General features: G+C 60.3%; 25 protein-coding genes. 10 read left to right on the top strand and 15 right to left on the bottom strand.

Annotated elements, in window-relative coordinates; genetic code table 11:
* The first annotated feature begins 83 nt into the window (after positions 1-83).
* From mgrA to AC1DIJ_RS04770, 3 genes are all read left to right on the top strand, one after another.
* A complete protein-coding gene (mgrA, locus tag AC1DIJ_RS04780; protein ID WP_112387132.1) occupies positions 84-1,115 on the top strand; it encodes an L-glyceraldehyde 3-phosphate reductase in 1,032 nt (343 codons plus the stop codon).
* 250 nt (positions 1,116-1,365) lie between these two features.
* Positions 1,366-2,979 (top strand): glycoside hydrolase family 43 protein, encoded by a 1,614-nt coding sequence (locus AC1DIJ_RS04775; RefSeq protein WP_112387133.1) that lies wholly within the window; start codon positions 1,366-1,368, stop codon positions 2,977-2,979.
* 413 nt (positions 2,980-3,392) lie between these two features.
* On the top strand, positions 3,393-3,716 hold the full coding sequence (locus AC1DIJ_RS04770; protein ID WP_112387134.1) for an RcnB family protein: 324 nt from the start codon (positions 3,393-3,395) through the stop codon (positions 3,714-3,716).
* 213 nt (positions 3,717-3,929) lie between these two features.
* On the opposite strand, the gene zigA is transcribed toward AC1DIJ_RS04770, so the two are convergent.
* Together zigA and AC1DIJ_RS04760 are read right to left on the bottom strand one after the other, a co-directional pair.
* The gene (gene zigA / locus AC1DIJ_RS04765) at positions 3,930-5,135 is read right to left on the bottom strand and encodes a zinc metallochaperone GTPase ZigA (RefSeq protein WP_112387135.1); all 1,206 of its coding nucleotides are present in this window, start codon (positions 5,133-5,135) and stop codon (positions 3,930-3,932) included.
* Between the two features lie 95 nt (positions 5,136-5,230).
* Positions 5,231-6,223, bottom strand: coding sequence for a zinc ABC transporter substrate-binding protein (locus tag AC1DIJ_RS04760; RefSeq protein ID WP_112387136.1), 993 nt, complete (start codon positions 6,221-6,223; stop codon positions 5,231-5,233).
* Between the two features lie 101 nt (positions 6,224-6,324).
* Here AC1DIJ_RS04760 and AC1DIJ_RS04755 point away from each other — a divergent pair, with 101 nt between their 5' ends.
* The 5 genes from AC1DIJ_RS04755 to AC1DIJ_RS04735 all read left to right on the top strand — a co-directional run bounded on the left by AC1DIJ_RS04755 (position 6,325) and on the right by AC1DIJ_RS04735 (position 9,341).
* On the top strand, positions 6,325-7,221 hold the full coding sequence (locus AC1DIJ_RS04755; RefSeq protein WP_162705952.1) for a metal ABC transporter ATP-binding protein: 897 nt from the start codon (positions 6,325-6,327) through the stop codon (positions 7,219-7,221).
* Complete coding sequence (znuB, locus tag AC1DIJ_RS04750; RefSeq protein ID WP_112387138.1) at positions 7,214-8,026, top strand: zinc ABC transporter permease subunit ZnuB; 813 nt, start codon at positions 7,214-7,216, stop codon at positions 8,024-8,026. The genes AC1DIJ_RS04755 and znuB overlap by 8 nt, the downstream gene beginning before the upstream one ends.
* On the top strand, positions 8,023-8,421 hold the full coding sequence (locus AC1DIJ_RS04745) for a Fur family transcriptional regulator (RefSeq protein ID WP_112387139.1): 399 nt from the start codon (positions 8,023-8,025) through the stop codon (positions 8,419-8,421). The genes znuB and AC1DIJ_RS04745 overlap by 4 nt, the downstream gene beginning before the upstream one ends.
* A gap of 106 nt (positions 8,422-8,527) precedes the next feature.
* Positions 8,528-8,971, top strand: a complete 444-nt coding sequence (locus AC1DIJ_RS04740; RefSeq protein ID WP_112387140.1) for a hypothetical protein — start codon at positions 8,528-8,530, stop codon at positions 8,969-8,971.
* Between the two features lie 13 nt (positions 8,972-8,984).
* A complete protein-coding gene (locus AC1DIJ_RS04735; RefSeq protein WP_112443952.1) occupies positions 8,985-9,341 on the top strand; it encodes a hypothetical protein in 357 nt (118 codons plus the stop codon).
* On the opposite strand, the gene AC1DIJ_RS04730 is transcribed toward AC1DIJ_RS04735, so the two are convergent.
* Positions 9,342-9,872, bottom strand: a complete 531-nt coding sequence (locus AC1DIJ_RS04730; RefSeq protein ID WP_112387142.1) for a gamma carbonic anhydrase family protein — start codon at positions 9,870-9,872, stop codon at positions 9,342-9,344. It lies immediately after the preceding gene.
* Positions 9,873-9,880: 8 nt separating this feature from the next.
* Positions 9,881-10,579 (bottom strand): fumarylacetoacetate hydrolase family protein, encoded by a 699-nt coding sequence (locus AC1DIJ_RS04725; protein ID WP_112387143.1) that lies wholly within the window; start codon positions 10,577-10,579, stop codon positions 9,881-9,883.
* A gap of 600 nt (positions 10,580-11,179) precedes the next feature.
* Here AC1DIJ_RS04725 and AC1DIJ_RS04720 point away from each other — a divergent pair.
* Positions 11,180-11,392: a cold-shock protein gene (locus AC1DIJ_RS04720; protein ID WP_007533154.1), complete on the top strand. Its 213-nt coding sequence runs from the start codon at positions 11,180-11,182 to the stop codon at positions 11,390-11,392.
* A gap of 62 nt (positions 11,393-11,454) precedes the next feature.
* Here AC1DIJ_RS04720 and dusA read toward each other — a convergent pair whose 3' ends face one another.
* Positions 11,455-12,456 carry a tRNA dihydrouridine(20/20a) synthase DusA gene (gene dusA / locus AC1DIJ_RS04715; protein WP_477831364.1) on the bottom strand — a complete coding sequence of 334 codons (1,002 nt, stop codon included), beginning with the start codon at positions 12,454-12,456 and terminating at the stop codon, positions 11,455-11,457.
* A 133-nt stretch (positions 12,457-12,589) separates the two neighbouring features.
* Here dusA and AC1DIJ_RS04710 point away from each other — a divergent pair, with 133 nt between their 5' ends.
* Positions 12,590-13,750: a tyrosine-type recombinase/integrase gene (locus tag AC1DIJ_RS04710; RefSeq protein WP_477831252.1), complete on the top strand. Its 1,161-nt coding sequence runs from the start codon at positions 12,590-12,592 to the stop codon at positions 13,748-13,750.
* Here AC1DIJ_RS04710 and AC1DIJ_RS04705 read toward each other — a convergent pair.
* Genes AC1DIJ_RS04705 through AC1DIJ_RS04660 form a run of 10 tightly spaced genes read right to left on the bottom strand, consistent with a single transcriptional unit; the run spans position 13,722 to position 19,216 of the window.
* The gene (locus tag AC1DIJ_RS04705) at positions 13,722-14,012 is read right to left on the bottom strand and encodes a pyocin activator PrtN family protein (RefSeq protein ID WP_477831251.1); all 291 of its coding nucleotides are present in this window, start codon (positions 14,010-14,012) and stop codon (positions 13,722-13,724) included. The genes AC1DIJ_RS04710 and AC1DIJ_RS04705 overlap by 29 nt on opposite strands.
* Positions 14,009-14,272 carry a hypothetical protein gene (locus AC1DIJ_RS04700; protein WP_477831250.1) on the bottom strand — a complete coding sequence of 88 codons (264 nt, stop codon included), beginning with the start codon at positions 14,270-14,272 and terminating at the stop codon, positions 14,009-14,011. Before AC1DIJ_RS04700 ends, AC1DIJ_RS04705 begins: the two co-directional genes overlap by 4 nt.
* Complete coding sequence (locus AC1DIJ_RS04695) at positions 14,272-14,772, bottom strand: ASCH domain-containing protein (protein ID WP_477831249.1); 501 nt, start codon at positions 14,770-14,772, stop codon at positions 14,272-14,274. The genes AC1DIJ_RS04700 and AC1DIJ_RS04695 overlap by 1 nt, the downstream gene beginning before the upstream one ends.
* 4 nt (positions 14,773-14,776) lie before the next feature.
* Positions 14,777-15,073, bottom strand: coding sequence for a hypothetical protein (locus AC1DIJ_RS04690; RefSeq protein WP_477831248.1), 297 nt, complete (start codon positions 15,071-15,073; stop codon positions 14,777-14,779).
* A complete protein-coding gene (locus AC1DIJ_RS04685) occupies positions 15,066-15,617 on the bottom strand; it encodes a hypothetical protein (RefSeq protein ID WP_477831247.1) in 552 nt (183 codons plus the stop codon). Before AC1DIJ_RS04685 ends, AC1DIJ_RS04690 begins: the two co-directional genes overlap by 8 nt.
* The gene (locus tag AC1DIJ_RS04680) at positions 15,614-16,126 is read right to left on the bottom strand and encodes a DUF1643 domain-containing protein (RefSeq protein WP_477831246.1); all 513 of its coding nucleotides are present in this window, start codon (positions 16,124-16,126) and stop codon (positions 15,614-15,616) included. Before AC1DIJ_RS04680 ends, AC1DIJ_RS04685 begins: the two co-directional genes overlap by 4 nt.
* Positions 16,123-16,992, bottom strand: coding sequence for a hypothetical protein (locus AC1DIJ_RS04675; protein ID WP_477831245.1), 870 nt, complete (start codon positions 16,990-16,992; stop codon positions 16,123-16,125). The genes AC1DIJ_RS04680 and AC1DIJ_RS04675 overlap by 4 nt, the downstream gene beginning before the upstream one ends.
* On the bottom strand, positions 16,989-17,552 hold the full coding sequence (locus AC1DIJ_RS04670; protein WP_477831244.1) for a hypothetical protein: 564 nt from the start codon (positions 17,550-17,552) through the stop codon (positions 16,989-16,991). The genes AC1DIJ_RS04675 and AC1DIJ_RS04670 overlap by 4 nt, the downstream gene beginning before the upstream one ends.
* Before the next feature lie 7 nt (positions 17,553-17,559).
* Positions 17,560-18,693 (bottom strand): DNA polymerase III subunit beta, encoded by a 1,134-nt coding sequence (gene dnaN / locus AC1DIJ_RS04665; protein ID WP_477831243.1) that lies wholly within the window; start codon positions 18,691-18,693, stop codon positions 17,560-17,562.
* Positions 18,680-19,216 (bottom strand): hypothetical protein, encoded by a 537-nt coding sequence (locus AC1DIJ_RS04660; protein WP_477831242.1) that lies wholly within the window; start codon positions 19,214-19,216, stop codon positions 18,680-18,682. Before AC1DIJ_RS04660 ends, dnaN begins: the two co-directional genes overlap by 14 nt.
* Between the last annotated feature and the right edge of the window lie 14 nt (positions 19,217-19,230).

Below are 19,230 nucleotides of genomic sequence, written 5' to 3'. Positions count from 1 at the left end.
CCGCTCTTGAAGTAAGGCTTCAAACGACTATTGTCCCGCGCGGGCAAAATCTGCCCGCGCGATTTTCTTAAAGGAATAGAATTATGAGCTGGCAACCGGCTTCCGACCGTTATTCGAAGATGAAGTACAACCGCACGGGCCGTTCGGGCCTGAAGCTGCCAGCCGTCTCTCTCGGCCTCTGGCACAATTTCGGCGGCGACACCCCGCATGACCGCAAGGTCGATATGTGCCGCACGGCCTTCGATCTCGGCATCACTCATTTCGACCTCGCCAACAATTACGGCCCGCCTCCAGGCAGCGCGGAAACCGCCTTCGGCGAAATCCTGCGCACCGATTTTGCCGGTCTGCGCGACGAGCTGATCATCTCGTCGAAGGCCGGTTACGACATGTGGCCGGGTCCGTATGGCGAGTGGGGCAGCCGCAAGTATCTGATCGCTTCCTGCGACCAGAGCCTGAAGCGCATGGGCCTCGACTATGTCGATATCTTCTATTCGCACCGCTTCGACCCGGAGACCCCGCTGGAAGAAACCTGCGGCGCGCTCGATCATATCGTGCGCTCGGGACGTGCGCTCTATGTCGGGATCTCGTCCTACAATTCGCAGCGCACCCGCGAAGCAGCGAAGATCCTCAAAGATCTCGGCACGCCCTGCCTGATCCATCAGCCGAGCTATTCGATGCTTAACCGCTGGGTCGAGGACGACAAGCTGCTCGACGCGCTCGACGAAACCGGCATGGGCTCGATCGTTTTCTCGCCGCTGGCACAGGGCATGCTGACCACCAAATATCTCGGCGGCATTCCTCAGGACAGCCGTGCGGCGCAGAACCACTTCCTGAAGAAGGATTTCATCCGTCCTTCGATCATCGACAACATCAGGAAGCTCAACGAGATCGCCGAAAAGCGCGGCCAGACGCTGGCGCAGATGGCGATCGCCTGGGTGCTGCGCGGCGACCGCGTGACCTCGGCGCTGATCGGCGCCAGCCGCTCCTCGCAGATCGTCGATTGCGTCAAGGCGCTGGATAATCTCGAGTTCACGGCGGACGAACTGAAGCAGATCGATGTCTATGCCAAGGAAGCGGATATCAATCTGTGGGCCAAGTCGGCCGAGCTGGACTAGGGTAAGGGCGATTGGGGGAGTTTGGGGGCTAATCCCTCGCTCCCTCATCTCTGTGCCCTTAGGGCTGCGCCCACGGGATGGCACAGAGATCCAGCCGTCGCGCGTCTGCGCGACGAATAGACTCTTCCCGGCCCAAGGACTTGGGCCGGCTGGATTCCTGTGACGAGCACAGGAATGAGGGAGTTGGGGAAACGTCGCCCGTACCTCTTATTATACTGACGTACGTACCGCAAATTCTGGAGGAGCCGCTATGATCCGCAACCCCATTCTGCCCGGTTTCAATCCGGACCCGTCGATCTGCCGCGTCGGAGACGATTACTATATCGCGACCTCGACCTTCGAATGGTATCCGGGCGTGCAGATCCATCATTCGCGCGATCTGGTGAACTGGACGCTGGTGAAGCGTCCGCTGGAGCGCAAGTCGCAGCTGGATATGCGCGGCAACCCCGACAGCTGCGGCGTCTGGGCGCCGTGTCTTTCCTATGCGGACGGGTTGTTCTGGCTCGTCTATACCGACGTCAAGCGTTTCGACGGCAATTTCAAGGATGCGCATAATTACATCGTGACGTCGCCGACGATTGAGGGCGAATGGTCCGAGCCCATTTATGTGAATTCTTCGGGCTTCGATCCGTCGCTCTTCCACGACGAGGATGGCCGCAAATGGTTCGTCAACATGCAGTGGAACCATCGTACCGAGAGCTATGGCGGGGCGCCGAAATCGCCTGCCTTCGACGGTATCCTGCTGCAGGAATGGGATCCGAAAACGCGCGAGCTTGTCGGTCCGATCAAGAACATCTTTGCCGGCAGCCCGCTGGGGCTGGTCGAGGGACCGCATCTCTTCAGGAAGAACGGCTACTATTATCTGACGACTGCCGAGGGCGGCACCGGCTACGACCATGCGGTGACCATGGCGCGCTCGCGCAACATCGATGGTCCCTACGAGATGCATCCGAACATGCATCTGATCACCTCCAAGGACCAGCCGGGCGCGGTGCTGCAGCGGGCAGGGCACGGGCAATATGTCGAGACGCCGGATGGTCAGGTTTATCACACGCATCTCTGCGGCCGGCCGATGCCGCCGAAGCGGCGCTGCACCTTGGGGCGTGAAACGGCGCTGCAGAAATGCGTCTGGAAGGAGGACGGCTGGCTCTATCTCGAGAACGGCACCGTGGTGCCCGATGTCGAGGTTCCCGGCCTCAATGGCGCGACGCTCGCCGAGAAGCCGGTTCGCGCCGAATACAGCTTCGACGGTGGAAAGCTGCCTGCCGATTTCCAATGGCTGCGCACGCCGGAGCCGCAGCGCATCTTCAATCTCACGGACCGCCCCGGCCATCTCCGGCTGATCGGACGTGAGAGCATCGGCTCGTGGTTCGAGCAGGCTCTGGTGGCGCGCCGCCAAGAGCACCATAGTTTTCGCGCAGAGACGGTTGTCGAGTTCCAGCCGGATACCTATCAGCAGGTGGCTGGGCTGACGCACTACTATAACCGTCACAAATTCCACGCTGCCGTCGTGACGCTGCACGAGAAGCTCGGCCGCTGTGTGACGATCTTCTCTTGCGATGGCGACTATCCGAATGGTCGCATGACATTTCCTGCCGGAAGCGGTGCCGCATTACCGGCGGACGGGCGCGTGCAGCTGTCGATGGAGATCCGCGAGAACGGGCTGCAATTTTTCTGGCAGACGGAAGGGATGGGCGCCTGGCAGCCGATCGGGCCGGAGCTGGATGCCGGTGTGGTTTCCGACGAGGGCGGGCGTGGGGAGCATGGCTCGTTTACCGGTGCCTTTGCCGGTGTGTTTGCCTTCGACACGTCGGGCAGGGCGAAGATGGCTGATTTCGATTGGTTCAATTACGAGGAGTTGTGAGGGAGTGTCGGCCTGTCTGCCACTCGCCCTCGTCCTTCGAGGCCCCTGCGGGGCGCCTCAGGATGAGGGCTGGTCGTTTGCGGGCTTGGTTGTTGATGGCTTTGCGGGCGGTCTGTGTTGATGGCTTTTCGAGTGGTTTGGTCGCTGATGGATTTGCGGTAGCTCAGATCCTTGATTTCTTGGTCCTGGCGAAAACATCCACTCCAACCTCATCCTGAGGTGCCCCGCAGGGGCCTCGAAGGACGAGGTTGGCCACCAGAGATGCAAAGCAATAATCGCTAATAAGATAAAACTAAATTATAAACTTCTCCCTTTATCATGCAGATTTGATTACGAAAGTTTAATTTAAGTTTCAGATTCAGTTCATCTTTGCAGACGTAATTTCGGGGCGTGTTCAACACGAGGAAACCCCAATGAAAAAGATCTTCGCCGCTCTGCTCTCCGCCTCCTTCCTGCTGTCGCCGATCGTTGCTTCGGAAGCCAGCGCTAACGATTACCGCCGCCCCGGTGTCGTCGAGCGGGACGTGCACAAGCAGGTCGTCGTCAAGAAGTACCGCTGGACCAAGGGTCACCGCGTCAGTGCTGCGGAACGCCGCCGCATGTCTGACGTTCGCGACTACCGCCGCTACCGCCTGTCGGCTCCGCCGCGTGGCTACCATTGGGTGAAGGTCGATAACGACTTCCTGCTGGTTGGCGTGGCAAGCGGCATCATCTCCAGCATCATTTCCGGCCGCTAAGCAGCCGGGATCGATGAGAAGGGCGGCAGCGATGCCGCCCTTTTCATTTGTTCCTGGTGCCGGATGGACGGCGCCAGATAGCGGCAGTGAGGAGTGCCGCTCCGAGCGCTGCTGGCTTGCTCTTCTCTTCTGCCGGAGCGCTGAGGCCCGGGATCGGCGGCAGCGGTTCGCATTCCTCGCAGACGCAGCGGAACGGCTTGATCGGCCTTGCGGTCATGCGGCACGCAGCGCCCAGCTGGCGAAGGGATCCGGCAGGTGGCGCCATTGGTCCGGTGTGAAATCGTCGGCTTCGACAAGACATGTATCGAGGCCGGCGCGGATTGCTGCTTCGTTCATCGGATCGGCGCCGATGAAGACGATCTCCTGACGCCGGTCGCCCCAGATGGGGTCGAGATAGGGCGCGAGTGCTGCCGTGAAGCCCGGATCGCGGGGCCATTGTTCGTTCGGCACGGCTGCCCACCACAATCCCATCTTACTGGTCCGCACGATTGCGCCAGCCTGGCTGATCTCCCCGACATAGTGAGGCCGGGTGGCCAGCCAAAAGAAGCCCTTGGCACGCACCACACCCGGCCATGACTGATCGAGAAAGGCCTGCAGCCTGGCGGGATGAAAGGGACGCTTCTCGCGATAGACGAAGGAACGGATACCATACTCCTCAGTCTCCGGCACATGATCGCGGAAGCCGTGGAGCTCCTTGTACCAGAGGGGATGGGTCTCGGCCTTGTCGATATCGAAGCGGCCGGTACCGAGGACGTCGCCGAGGTCCACGCGGCCGAAATCGGTTTCGATCAGCCGTGCGTCCGGGTTCAGCCCGGTGATGATGGTGCGGGCCGCATGGCGTTGTTCCGGCGTTGCGGTCCCGCTCTTGTTGAGCACGACGACGTCGGCGAATTCGATCTGCTCGACGAGGAGATCGACGATCGTCCTGTTGTCGCGATCGCCCGCCGTTTCACCACGGTCGGCCAGGAAATCGGTCGAGCCATAGTCGGCCAGGAGATTTGCGGCATCAACCACAGTGACCATCGTATCCAGCCGGGCGATATCGGAGAGGCTCTCACCCTTCTCGTCGCGGAACTCGAAGGTGGTGGCGACGGGCAGGGGTTCGGCGATACCGGTCGATTCGATCAACAGATAGTCGAACCGGCCCTGGGCGGCGAGCTTACGGACTTCGCTCAGCAGATCGTCGCGAAGGGTGCAGCAGATGCAGCCATTGGTCATTTCGACCAACTGCTCCTCGGTGCGCGAAAGATTGGCGCCGCCGTCACGGATCAGCGCGGCGTCGATATTGACCTCGCTCATATCGTTGACGATCACCGCCACGCGCATTCCCTGCCGGTTGGAGAGGACATGATTGAGAAGCGTCGTCTTGCCCGCGCCGAGAAAGCCCGAGAGAACCGTGACCGGAAGTCTGCTGTCCATGGATATCTCCATTATAAATGTTATACCATTACATATGGCGACCTAAAAAAGACGAGCAGAAGCGCTCGCCTTCTCTGGCCGGTGCTCGAATGCGCTCAGCTATCGCGGCTGAGGCAATCCTTCATGCTGGCGGCGATGCCGCGCATCAGGGTGAAATAGAGATCGGGGCCGGCCTTCAGCGTTGCAGCTTCTGGATCGAGCACGCCCGACTTGGCCTTGGTGCCTTCGATGACGACGTCGACGAGGCGCGGTTCGAATTGCGGTTCGGCGAAGACGCAGGTGGCGCCGAGTTCGCCGACCTTCTGGTGGATCTCCGACACCCGTTCTGCGCCGGGAATGGTTTCCGGGCTGACGGTGATCGATCCTGCCACCTTGATGCCGTAGCGATGTTCGAAATACTGGTAGGCGTCGTGGAAGACGATGAAAGGCTTGTCCTTGACCGGAGCGACTGTCGCCGCCAGTTCCTTGTCGAGTGCATCGAGCTTGTCATCGAGCGTCTTGGCATTGGCCTGGTAGGTCAACGCGTTCGCCGGGTCGGCGGCGACCAGCGTGGTGGTGATTTCGGCGGCCATTGCCTTGGCGTTCATCGGGTCTAGCCAGAGATGCGTATCGAATTCGCCATGCCCGTGATCGTGGTCATTGTCGTGCCCGCCATCGTGACCGGTGGCCTCCGCAGCCTGGTGATCGTGGCCTTCGGCCTCGTCGCCGTCATCATGCGGCTCGAAGGCGCCGCCTTCGCGGAATTTCAGCTTGGTGAGGCCGGGCGCATTGTCGAGTTCGGCGATGCTGGCATCGCTGCCCAGCGCCTCCAGAGGCTTCTGGAGAAATGCTTCCAGCCCGGCGCCGACCCAGAAGATCACCTTTGCATCCTGCAGCGCCCGCGCGTTGGATGGTTTCAGATTGTAGGTATGCGGGGAGGCGGCGCCATCGACGATCAGCTCTGGCGTTCCGACGCCCTGCATGATCGAGGCGACCAGTGAATGAATGGGCTTGATCGAGGTGACGACAACAGGCGCATCGGCAGCCTTGGCTGTTCCTGCCAGCATCAGGGCCGGAAGGATGAGGGTGAGGCCGGCAGCCAGTTTCATGTGCACGCTCCGCTTGAATTGCGTTTGTTATGTTATTACATCAATTGCGTAATGCTATAACGTGTGCGATAGCAGGACGCAACAGCACATCAGGAAAAATGATGTTATCTCCCGCCAATTCCGGGGCGAAGCCACTGGTTTCCCTCAATAATGCCGGTATTCGCCGCAATGGCCGCTGGCTGGTGCGCGGCGTTGATTTTTCCGTTTCGCGCGGCGAGATCGTGACGCTGATCGGGCCGAACGGCTCCGGAAAATCGACAAGTGCCAAGACTGCCATCGGCGTGCTCAAGCCTGACGAGGGCAGCGTCGAACGGCTGCCTGGGCTGAAGGTCGGCTATGTGCCGCAGAAGCTTGCCGTCGATTGGACATTGCCGCTGAATGTGCGCCGGCTGATGACGTTGACCGGCCCGCTCGCCGAGAAGGAAATGATGGCCGCGCTCGAGTCTGCCGGCATGGCGCATATGCTGAACGCCGAAGTTCAGCATCTCTCCGGCGGCGAATTCCAGCGCGCCTTGATGGCGCGCGCCATTGCCCGCAAGCCCGATCTGCTAGTGCTTGACGAGCCTGTGCAGGGCGTCGATTTTTCCGGCGAGATCGCGCTCTACGACCTGATCAAGCAGATCCGCAACGAAACCGGCTGCGGCATTCTGCTGATTTCCCATGACCTGCATGTCGTGATGGCCGAGACCGATACTGTCATCTGCCTGAACGGCCATGTCTGCTGCCGCGGTACGCCGCAGGCCGTCAGCCAGAGCCCCGAATATGTGCGGCTGTTCGGCAGCCGGGCGGCGCAGACGCTTGCCGTCTATAGCCACCACCACGACCATACGCATCTGCCGGATGGGCGCGTCCTGCATTCAGACGGATCAGTGACCGATCACTGCCATCCCGAGGACGGCCATCACCACGATCACGATCATGGGGACGGGCACGATCATAGAGCTCACGATCATGATGGCCACGATCACCATCACCATGCGGGAGAGCGCCATGCTTGACGATTTCTTCGTCCGTGCCGTTCTCGCCGGCGTCGGTCTGGCGCTGACGACAGGGCCGCTCGGCTGCTTCATCATCTGGCGGCGAATGGCCTATTTCGGCGATACGATCGCCCATTCGGCGCTGCTTGGGGTGGCGTTGTCGCTGCTCTTTCAGCTCAATCTGACGCTCGCGGTCTTCGGCGTTGCCGCTACGGTGTCGATCCTGCTGCTCTTTTTGCAGAAGCGTCAGGCGCTTTCGGCCGATGCGCTGCTCGGCATTCTCTCGCATGCCACGCTCGCCATCGGCCTCGTCATGGTCGCCTTCATGAGCTGGGTGCGGATCGATCTGATTGCCTTCCTGTTCGGCGATATCCTTGCGGTGTCGAAGACCGATATTGCGATGATCTGGGGCGGCGGGCTGTTCGTCGTCGCGGCGATCGCCTGGCTCTGGCGGCCGCTGCTGGCCTCGACCGTCAATCCGGAGCTTGCCGAAGCCGAAGGCCTGCAGCCGGAGCGGGCGCGGCTGTTCTTCATGCTGTTGATGGCGGTCGTCATCGCCATTGCCATGAAGATCGTCGGCATCATGCTGATCACCTCGCTACTGATCATTCCGGCAGCTGCGGCGCGCCGCTTTTCACCGACGCCCGAGATCATGGCGGTGCTGGCATCGCTGATCGGCGCCGTTGCCGTCGTCGGCGGTCTCTTCGGCTCGCTCACCTATGACACGCCGTCAGGCCCGTCGATCGTCGTCGCAGCCCTCATTCTCTTCATCCTCAGCCTGCTGCCGCGGTTGGGGCGCAAGGAACCGCAAGGACAAGGCACATGAACACGCCACAGCTGACCAAGAACCAGGCGCTCGTCTTCGATGTCCTGGAAAAGGCGGAGGGCCCGCTCAGCGCCTACACGATCCTCGACAAATTGCGCGATCACGGGTTCCGGGCGCCGTTGCAGGTGTACCGGGCGCTGGAGAAGCTTTTGGAGTATGGCGTCGTGCATCGGCTGGAGAGCATCAACTCCTTCGTCGTCTGCGCCCATCCGGACGAGAATTGCCACAGCCACGGCACCGTCGCCTTCGCCATCTGCGAGAGCTGCGGTCAGGTCATCGAGTTCCACGACCACGCTGTCGATCATCAGCTGATGAACTGGATGCGCAGCAAGAAGTTCAAGGCGGAGAAGACGACGATCGAGATCCGCGGCGTTTGCGAGAGCTGCGCGGCCTGACGTCATGCAATCGAATGCATCTATGTAGTGTATTTTATTTTATATGTAATTTAAGATTGCATTTGATTTTGCACGCGCTAGGATGTCCGTGAATGGAGGGCATCCCATGGGTCTTATCCGCAAACTGATGAGCTTGACGCTACCGCTGCTGCTCGGCGGCTGTACCATTTTCGCGCCCAGTTACAATGAGGCGATCTATGCGAAGCTGGACGGCGCGCATGCCAGCCTCACCAAGATCGAAACCTCTATCGAGGCAAGCAGCCCCTCACGTGTGCCCTATGGCAAGGTGGAGCCCTATTACATCGACGCGTTGGCGGGTGTGAAGGAGGCTGCGGACATTGCCGGCAAGCGGCCGGCCTACCTCCGCGGGCGGCCGGCGGCCAATGCCGCACAGCTTCTTGTCGATGATATCGATAATTGTCGCCGGGCGATCGAGGCCTCGCGCGCAGCATTCAAGGCCGACGGCCAGGCGCCTAACGAGGCCGACAATATTTCCGTTGTTCGAAACGTTTGCGCCATTCCAAAGACGATGGAAGGCGCCTTGAAATAATAGGGGGTTGTTCATGCCGATCGATACTGCGAACTTCGCACCGGGGTCTGCCAAGGAGCTTCTCGAAGGGCTCCTCGAGGTGGCGATCCTCAAGGCAAAAGACCAATGGAGCGGTATCAAGCAGGAAATGACCTTCCAGCTTGAATTCATCGCCCAGAAAACCGCCAAGGTCATCGCGCAGCTTGCTGCCGGGGAGATTAGCGACAAGAACGCCGACCTGACGCTTCATCTGCTTGAGATCAATCTCAACAGCGCTCTGAAAGAGTTCGAATTCCTTCTCTACAACGCCGCCCAGAAGATCCTGTCCGCGGTGTTCGGCCTCATCAAGGTGGCGGTGAAAAACGTCACCGGCGTCACTCTTCTGTTCTGATCAATCCAGCCGCTTCAAATCCCGCGCAAACCGCTGCCAGTTCGACACGTATTTCTCCGCCGAGCGCCTAAGTCCCTCGATCGCCTTTTCATCCAGCGTGCGGATGGCGCGGGCGGGGGAGCCGACGATCAGGGAGCCGTCTGGAAATTCCTTACCCTCGGTGACCAGCGCATTGGCGCCGACAAGGCAGTTGTTGCCGATCTTCGCGCCGTTCAGCACTGTCGCGCCCATGCCGATCAACGAATTGTTGCCGATGGTGCAGCCGTGGACGATGGCGTGGTGTCCGATGGTGCAGCCTTCGCCGATCGTCACCGGGGCGCCCGGATCGGTGTGCAGCATGGCGCCTTCCTGGATATTGGTGTTGCGACCGACGGTGATCGGCTCGTTGTCGCCGCGCAGCACCGCGCCGAACCAGATGCCAACGCCTTCGCCGAGCGCGACATCGCCGATCACATGGGCATCCGGGGCGATCCAATAGAGGTCGTCTGCCAGCAGCCTTGGTTTCAATCCTGCAAGTGCATAGACGGGCATGGCGCGCCTCAGCCGACGGTAACGGTGAGGGTGGCGACGCCGTCGATGCCGCACTCGACCGTGTCGCCCTTCTTGACAGCGCCGACACCGGCCGGCGTGCCGGTCATAATGACGTCGCCGGGGGCGAGGATGAAGAGTTTGGAGAGTTCGGCAATGATCTCCGGCACTTTCCAGATCATCTGGTTCAGATCGCCTTCCTGGACGCGTTTGCCGTTGTGATCGAGCCAGATACGGCCGCTTTGGGGGTGACCGAGCTCATCGGCGGGGACGATCGGCGAAACGGGAGCAGAATATTCGAAGGCCTTGGCCACTTCCCACGGACGGCCCATCTTCTTGGCAACCGCCTGCAGGTCGCGGCGGGTGAAATCGATGCCGATGGCGTAGCCGTAGATGCAGGCGAGCGCCCTTTCGACCGGAATGTTCTCGCCACCTTCTTTCAGAAAGATCACGCATTCGGCTTCGTAATGCACGTCCTCGGAGAGCGGTGGGTAGGGGAAAGGCTGACCGGCTGGCAGAAGATTGTCCGCGTTCTTCTGGAAGAAGAAGGGCGGCTCGCGGCTCGGATCATGGCCCATCTCGATCGCGTGGTCCGCATAGTTGCGCCCGACGCAATAGACGCGGCGCACCGGAAAGAAACTGGCGCTGCCTTCGACCGGCAGGAGAACGGGCTGCGGAACAGGAATGACGGGGTTGATGGCGGATGACATGGCATGCTCTTGCTGTTGCGGTCCGGCGATCTTAGACGCAAAGCGGCAGGCAATGAAAGGACGCGGGCGCGATTATCGGTCGCGTGCCGTGCAGCGAACACCGGCAACAAAGCGATTGCGGTCGCCCGCGGCAAGTACCGTCGCATGACACTCGCCTTCCGTGGATTGATGGCGACTGTAATCACCCATGTGATGCTGTGCCTGATATATCTCTGCAGGTTGTATAACGGTCCCGTTCCGGCACGGAGTCCCGAAATGGGACAGCCGAATCTGTGGGTTGTCACATTTGGTCAACTATCTGAATCTTTGGTATTTCCGGGCTTCGCGAAGGGCGTGCCACAATATTGCCGCTTGCTTTTTATTCCGAATGCTGTCACGTCATGCAGTACTCGGGCATTAGCATGCCGGTGACTGGACAGATTGGTAGCTCTCCCGCAAGGGTGGCAGAGCGGCAAAACCGCTTCGTAGACGTTCTTTCCCCGTACGTGACTTCTCCGACTGACCCTTCGCGCCCGGTTCGCGGGACGAAAGCTAAAGCCGTCCGCTTCCTCTCGAGGGGGCGGATACTAAGACAAGACTAAGGGAAAAGGACTATCCCACATGGCCACCAAGGGCACCGTAAAATTCTTCAACCAGGACAAGGGTTTTGGTTTCATCACTCCGGAAGGCGGCGCTAAGGACGTATTCGTCCACATCTCCGCTCTCCAGGCTTCGGGCATTCAGTCGCTGCGCGAAGGCCAGCAGGTCACGTTCGACACCGAGCCGGATCGCATGGGCAAGGGCCCGAAGGCCGTCAACATCTCGGCCAACTAATTCGATTTCTGCTTCGGCAGGAATGAGAACGGCGCCTTCGGGCGCCGTTTTTCGTTTGGGGATCAGGCGCTGAGCGCTTCGGCCGGCGCGGCGCTGAAATCCACCGCTGCGAAGGCGGCGGCAATCACCTCCGGACCGGCGCCGGGCTTGGTGGCATCGGTCGACAGGATCTGCCGGTAGCGCCGGGCGCCCGGCAGGCCGGTGAACAGGCCGACCATGTGGCGGGCGATATGCTGGACACGGCCGCCATTGTCGATATGCGCCTGCGCATAGGCCATCATCCGGTCGCGCAGCTGATCCCAATCCATCTCGCGGGCCGGGGCGCGATAGAAGCGCTGGTCGACCTCGGCGAGAATGGCGGCATTCTGATAGGCGGCGCGGCCGAGCATGACGCCATCGACATGCCCGAGATGCGCCTGCGCCTCCTCAAGCGTGTGGATGCCGCCGTTGATGCCGATGAAAACATCGGGCCAGCGCTGCTTCATGCGATAGACCATCTCGTAATCGAGCGGCGGGATCTCGCGGTTTTCCTTCGGGCTCAGGCCCTTCAGCCAGGCCTTGCGGGCATGGATCCAGATGGCGTCGGCGCCGGCATCGAGCACGCGGGTGATGAGATCGGGCAGAGCAGCCTCGGGATCCTGCTCATCGACGCCGATGCGGCATTTCACGGTCACCGGCACCGCCGACACCGCCTTCATGGCACGCACGCACTCGGCCACCACCTCGGGCGTCAGCATCAGGCAGGCGCCGAAGGTGCCTGACTGGACACGGTCGGAGGGACAACCGACATTCAGATTGATCTCGTCATAGCCATAGGGCGCGGCGATCCTGACGGCCTCGGCCAGCTTGGCCGGATCGGAGCCGCCGAGCTGCAGAGCCACCGGATGTTCCGCCGCGTCGAAGGACAGCAGCCGCTCGCGCGGGCCATAGATGATCGCATCGGCCACCACCATCTCGGTATAGAGCAAGGCGTTGCGGCTGATCTGCCGGTGAAAATAGCGACAATGACGATCGGTCCAGTCGATCATAGGTGCAACCGCGAATACGGGACCCTTGGAATACAGCGACTTTCCTTGCTGCGCAGTGGTTTCGGCCACTTTCATGTTGTCTCGTTTTCTCTCGTTTTATCGCTTTTCTGCCCGTTTCTGCGATGCTAATGCTACAGCGTAGCATCTGCAGGAGGCCGTGTAGCACTTCATGGGGACGATATCAGAGCGAACGCGCCGGAACGGGACGAAGGCTTATACCGCACAGATCCGGATAAAGCGAGATGGCGTGTTGGTTCACACCGAAGCGCAGACTTTCGAGCGGCGGCCGGCTGCCAAGTCCTGGCTCAAGAGACGCGAAACGGAGCTGGACCAGCCAGGCGCGATCGACCGGCTGAAAAATCCTGACGTGACACTTGGGCAGGCGATCGACAAATACATCGAGGTGTCAGTCAAGAAAATCGGCAAGACGAAGGCTCAGTGCCTGAGGCTCATCAAAAAGCATCCGCTGGCAGCGATGCGGTGCAGCCAGATCACGAGCGTCGATATCGGCCGGTTCGCGACCGAATTGAAGGATGGCTGGCTGCCGGAAGGAGAGGATGATTCCGATATCGAGGAAGATCGGGAACATCAGGTGAAGCTGCGGCAGCCGCAGACGGTCGGCAATTACATGGCGCATCTCGGCTCAATCTTCGCTGTCGCGCGGCCGATGTGGGGTTTCCAACTGGACAAGGGTGCCTTCGAGGATGCGGTTACGGTGACCAAGCGTCTCGGTGTGACCAGTCGAAGCAAGGAGCGAGACAAGCGGCCGACGATCGCMGATCTCGACCGGCTGCTCGACTACTTCACCGAGAAGAGGATCAAGGCGCCACAGGCGTTGCCAATGGACAAGGTGATCCTGTTCGCGATCTTTTCGACCCGCCGGCAGGAAGAGATTACGTCTATCCGTTGGGATGATTTCGAGGACGATCATAAGCGGGTGCTGGTCCGCGACATGAAGCATCCTGGGGAGAAGGTCGGCAACAATACATGGTGTACTCTGACGCCCGAGGCTATCGCGTTGATCAAAGCCATGCCGAAAACTGACGAGCGGATTTTCCCTTATAACTCAGGAACGATTTCCAAGAATTTCACCGACGCCTGCAAGCTGCTGGGGATCGAGGATCTGCATTTCCACGATCTCCGCCATGACGGGATTTCCCGGCTCTTTGAGATTGGTTGGGATATTCCAAGGGCGTCAACGGTGTCAGCGCATCGGTCGTGGAACAGCCTGAAGCGCTACACCCATATCCGGCAGACTGGCGATAAATATGCCGGATGGAAGTGGCTGCCGGTAACGGCCGTCAGCGGTGAAGCTGACGAAACTCCTTGAGCGCCGCTTCGCGCCGATTATCGAGGTAGTTGGCGAGATCCTGCAGATACACACCCTTCTGGCACTTCTGGGAGGTTTCAGCGCGAACGACCGGGATTGCGATTTCGCCCTCCGTCACCTTCCGAAGAAACTTTGCCGGGGTCAGGTGATTGAAGTAGTCACGGCAGACGTCATCGACCGGAATGACGGCTCGTCCGCCGTACTGAGCGAAAAGCAGGAAGGCCGTCGAAAACTGTTGCTCCGTTGTGGTGCTCGGCCTCATGTATCGACCTCACTCTTTCCGTTGACTTCGATGGTCATGAGCTCGGCCACGAGAACGGATCGAGCCGGGCATGGGTAGATGACGGCGATGCCGTCCTTTGATGCACGAAAGGTGGCGTCACACTCAAATTCGGCGACTGCTTGCTGCAGGCGGGTTCCGCTGCGTGGCACTGTGATGAACTCCGAGCGCGCGGAGCCGCATGCCGGGCACTGCGTGCGCTCCGAAAGCTTGTTGATGAAAGGCATGGCTGCGAGCGGCATCAGAATAGGCTTCCCTGTGCTGGTTGCAGCATTTGCTTTGGTGGCTCGGCAGCGGCCTGCGCTGTTGGTAGGCGTTCGCGCCATTCGAAAAAGCCGAGCGCACCCTTAAGCGGAATTGGATTTTCCAACCGCTGTTGATCCGCAAGCACGAAGCCATACCGCCCGAAGAACCAAGGGCTATCGTGCGATGTCGAAACCTCGACGACGCGCGCTACGCCGATGATCGCACCAAACGACAGGTCGCTTTCACTGATGCTGGCAAGATCATTGTGCGGCGATGCCTTTACAAAGCCTTGCACGACTTCGAGGTAGTCGCCGTAATCCTCATCGAAGTTCCGGCGATTGTAGGCGCTGGCGTGGATGCAAACGAGACCGCGGTGACGCGTGCTCCATTTGCGGTTTTCGATATCCTTCCACCCCATGACGATGGCATGCGCCCAAGGCTGGCGGATCGAGATCGCAAGCTCGGGCAGTTCAGATTCGTGAAGAGTGCAGAGCATGACGTTAGCTCTCCCTCTTCGTGGGCATCGGATCGCAGAGATGAAGATTGCGGAAGAGCTTCGGGCTGATGCCTGGCTCTTCATCACTCAAGCATTCCGTTTTCAGCTTCCGCATCGCATCTCCGGGCGTTTTTCCGAATTCAAGCCAGCAATTAGCCAAGAGTGGCTCACGGATGATCGTGTCAGCGCTGAAGTCACCCTCAATCGCCTCAGCCAGATAAAGGCCGCCAACGCCGGGTTTGGTTCGAACACGAAAGCTGAAGCCTTCAATCTTTTCGGGGCTAGACCAGAGACTATTCATCGCTGCCTACCTCCCTCTCTGCGGGCGGTGGGGGAGCAATGCCAAGGGCCGCCGCGTCGGCTTCGGCCTGGCTAAGCAGGTTTTTGAGCGACGACAGGCGCTCCTCTTGTTCACTGACATATCTGCGGGTGCTATCGATCCGCGCCAAGCAATTGCGCTTCGCCCACTCGATGACCTTCTCACGATCGGTAGAGAAGGTGTTCTCGTACATCATCAGTCCGTCGTGGGTGACGTTGGGCCAGCCCGGTTCCTCGCATTGCTTTTCGAGGATCTCGGCGCCGTCGTAGGTGTAGACAGGGATCGATGCGACGAAGCTATCTGGAGACGTGACCAATTGCTTCAGTTTCGCAAGATCCGCCTTCATCTCCATCTGGTAGCGCATCAGTTCGGCATTCAGCGTCCGGTCATCTTCCTTGACGATCTTGCCATCTCGGCCGATCACGATGATGTCGTGAATGTAGGGCGAGCCAATGCAAATACCGGCTTTCGTGACCTGTACCTGATGAACGACCCGGTAGTGATCTCTAACGTTTTTCCAGCTCATAGCGGCGCCTCCCAAGGCACGAGAGGTGTGGCATAGGCGAGCATCAGTGGATGGCGAGGCTGTCCGTCGAGCGCGGTTCCCCAACACATCGGCTTCGCGCCAGCGGCTGATAGGACATCAACAACCGCTCGCCAGCGGCTGCGCAGCGGTTTCGGGAGCTTCGAAAGCGGTCCCCAGGCGACAATATGGATGTCAGCGCCTTGAACGGCACTGGCGATGTGGGCGTCGTTCTCTGGGCCTATAGGATCATCCACATGGCGCAGATCGCGTATATCCTTCGCGATGCGTGCGAACGGGTTCCAGACGATGACCTTACTGGCGCCAAGACGGATGCAGAAGCCGTCAACCTTCGTCATGGTCTGATCGTTCTCTTCGCCGTTGGCGAGCGACGGGTTGACCATCCCGAGCGAGATCACGGGACCGGTTCCGCCGAAATCGTGTTCAAGCAGGTAGCGATAGAGGCCACAATCAGAGAAGACGACGCGGCGTTTCATGAGAAGATCGCTCATCCCTCCACCTCCGCAGAGGCGAGGGCGGCGACAGCCTGATCGAAATCGGAGAACGAGCCCCAGATCCGACGCTCGAACTCGCGTCCGCCGCCCTGCACTTCGCCACGCTCCACAGCCAAAGCGTATTGCATCAGGCGCGTGCGGGCCATCTTAGCGGCTTCGATAGCCTCGACGTGGCTCCCCACCACATGTTGCTTCGGCGTTTCCTGCTCGTTCTCCAGCCGTTCACCCTCGACATCAAATTTTTGAAAGTCGGATTTTTCGAGGGTTGCGGGATTGTTCACGGTCGAAGCAGAGGCGAGAGCGGCGCGGACGCAGGCGTCAACGAACTGACGCAAAGCAAGCGTCGGAACATCGTATGTCTCTTGCGGGATCATCGCCTCCGACTTCTCCCGCGTAAGCAGGATGAAGACGCTTTCACCGAAGTGCTTCCAAGCCAAATCGGTGATTGTTTTATCGTCCAAAGCCCCCACCAATAGCGGCCATGGCGGGGGGGTGGCGAGCGCCTCATCAATGGTACGGATGATTTTGGACAATGTGCCGTGCACGTCCTTATCCACCACCTGGCCGCTTTCGATTGCGCCTCGCGCGTTCCGGACAGAAGCCCTTACCGTCGCGAGAGTATCAGAAAGTGGTGGGGGTGGTGGGGTGGTGTCCCCAACGTAAGCGTTTGCAAGATTTGCCAACGCTTCCAACTGTTTGTCGTCGGACTTCAGTATGAAAATATCGAAGTTATGGTTGAACCGCTCCCACTTGTCGTCGCCCGACTTGCCAGACTTGATGATGCCGGCAAGCTCAAGCGCCTGCCGGTCGGTGTTGGTGAAGAAGTAGGCGAGGTCTGTCAGTAGCGTCGGCGTGAAGGTCATCTGAGATCCTCCAAAGCAGGCGCAGTGCGTTCGAAGCGCGAGGCGAACTCGGCCTGACCTAGATAATGCGGCGTGTCGCGGCCTTCCCGCCTGAAGGTGACGGTATCGTTATCTTCCGACACGAACTCGTAAATCTTGCCGTCGACGCGATTGAGATAGCGCGTGCCAGGCATGCGCCGCTCGCCATGGCCAGGCAGGGGCGAGCGAATCGGCTTGCTCATGTGCTTGGCGCGGATCTTGGAGATCATCTCCGGCGTGTTCACGCGGCGCAGTTCGATCTCACCTTCCGCCAGCATGCTGGCCGGGATGGCGGTGCAGAGCGCGGCGAGCGTCAGCATAACGCCGCCCACTTCCTGGCCAGCATCCCCGGTCGCACGACCGAAGACATAGTCTACAAGCTGATGCGCTTCCTCGCGCGTGCAGCCGATCGCCTGGGAGAGCTCAAGAGATTCCTCGAGGAACCGGTGACCGCGCTTGCGCCGATCGGCGGCGACTTCGGAACCGAAGCAATCGAGCATCCAGTCGTGAACGCGGAATTGAAATTGCGACATATCGTTCATGGCAGCCTCACACACGCATCGGCATCAGCACGATCAGGTTTTCGGGATGGGCTCCGGGATTACGGAGCACGGCGGGACCGCCTACCTCGTCGAGGCCCATGACGACCTGGTCGCCGGGCAGGTGGGTGAGGACGTCGTTGACGTATCGGGCGTTGAAGCCGATTTCGAGCTCGGCGGCGCCGTCATAGGCAAGCTCGTCCGTTGCGTCGCCTGTGTCGGGGTTGCTGACCTGCAGGCGCAGCTGTCCTTCGGCGAAGGTGAAACGCACGGCCTTGCCGCGCTCGCCACTGACGGTTGCCACGCGGTCGATGGAGGCGGCGAGCGTTGCGCCTTTGACCGTCGCCGTCATCGGGCTCTCCTGCGGCACCACGCGGGCATAGTCCGGGAAGGTGCCGTCGATGAGCTTTGAGGTGAAAAGCGATGAGCCGCCACAGATCCGGATCAGGCTGTCGGAAATCTGTACCGTCACGTTACCGGTCTTCGGCAGCACCTTGTCGATGATCTTGACCGCAGCGCGGGGAATGATGATGCCCGGCATGGCCGRGTCGCTCTCGGCAGCGACGAAACGCTTCGAAAGGCGGTGACCGTCGGTCGAGACGAAAATGACACCCTTATGCTCGGATGCTGCCGCCGTCGGGTGCAGGAAGATACCGTTCAGATAGTAGCGGGTCTCTTCGGTCGACATTGCAAAGCTGCAGGCCGCGAGCGCAGCCGCGAAATCCGCAGCGGAAAGCGTCACCTGGTGCGGGAACGGATTGCGGGCTTCGCGCATCTCCGGGAAATCGGACGCCGGAAGAACCTGCAGACTGAACTTCGACCGGCCGGCCTTGATCGTCACGCCGTCGAGTTTGGTACCGGATCGCCTGGTGATCTCGACATCGCAGCCATCAGGCAGCTTCCGGACGATATCTGCGAGCAGTACGGCTGGCACGGTGAAAGGCTCGAAGTCGGTCGCGGCCGCTGCCTGGAACGGCGTGGCTGCCTCGATGTCAAGATTGGTCAAGCGCGCGCTCAGCGTACCGGGTGCCTCTCCCCGTTCGATCAGGACGTTGGAGAGGATCGGGATGGTGTTCTTGCGCTCGACGACGCTTGTCGTCAGCGCCAGCGCGGTCATCAGGGCGGACTTTTCAGCCGTGAACATGATCGGTTGTCTCCGCAGATGGGGCCGGTATCAGGCTCTTGCTGTCCGGGCCGAGGATGAAATAATGCGTGTCGCTCCAGTGGGCCGCCTCGACCTCGACAGTCACAGGCTCGTCGCCCTGGAAGATGTCGAAGCCCGCGGCATATTGCCGGGCGAAGCTCTCGATGCTCTCTGCCCAGAGTTCGCTCTCGTCGTCGTAAATGTTGTTAGGGGCAGGACGATCGTCGGCGGGGAGGTCGATACCGACGAAGCCGAAGAGATCGAGCGTGAGCGGGCAGCGCTGGGAGCCGTGAAGCGTTCCGTCAGGATTGATCCTGATGCTGATGTCGCCGTAACGCTCGACCCATTTGAAGCCGATCCGCTCGCCGGGCGAATAGGTGGAAAGGCGGCCGAGGAAGTATCCTTCATCAGCAGCGTCGGCATCCTCGCTCGGGTCGAGCGGTACGAACCATGCCTCCGGGCTCTCGCGACCGGTAGGCAGCCATTCATCGACCAAAAATTCTGGGTACCATAGGCGTGGCATGGCTCGCGTCTCCG

This window comes from Rhizobium sp. 10N427 (assembly GCF_056394605.1).
Note: the sequence above shows the minus strand (reverse complement) of the source record. Positions and strands in the feature narration are given on the sequence as shown.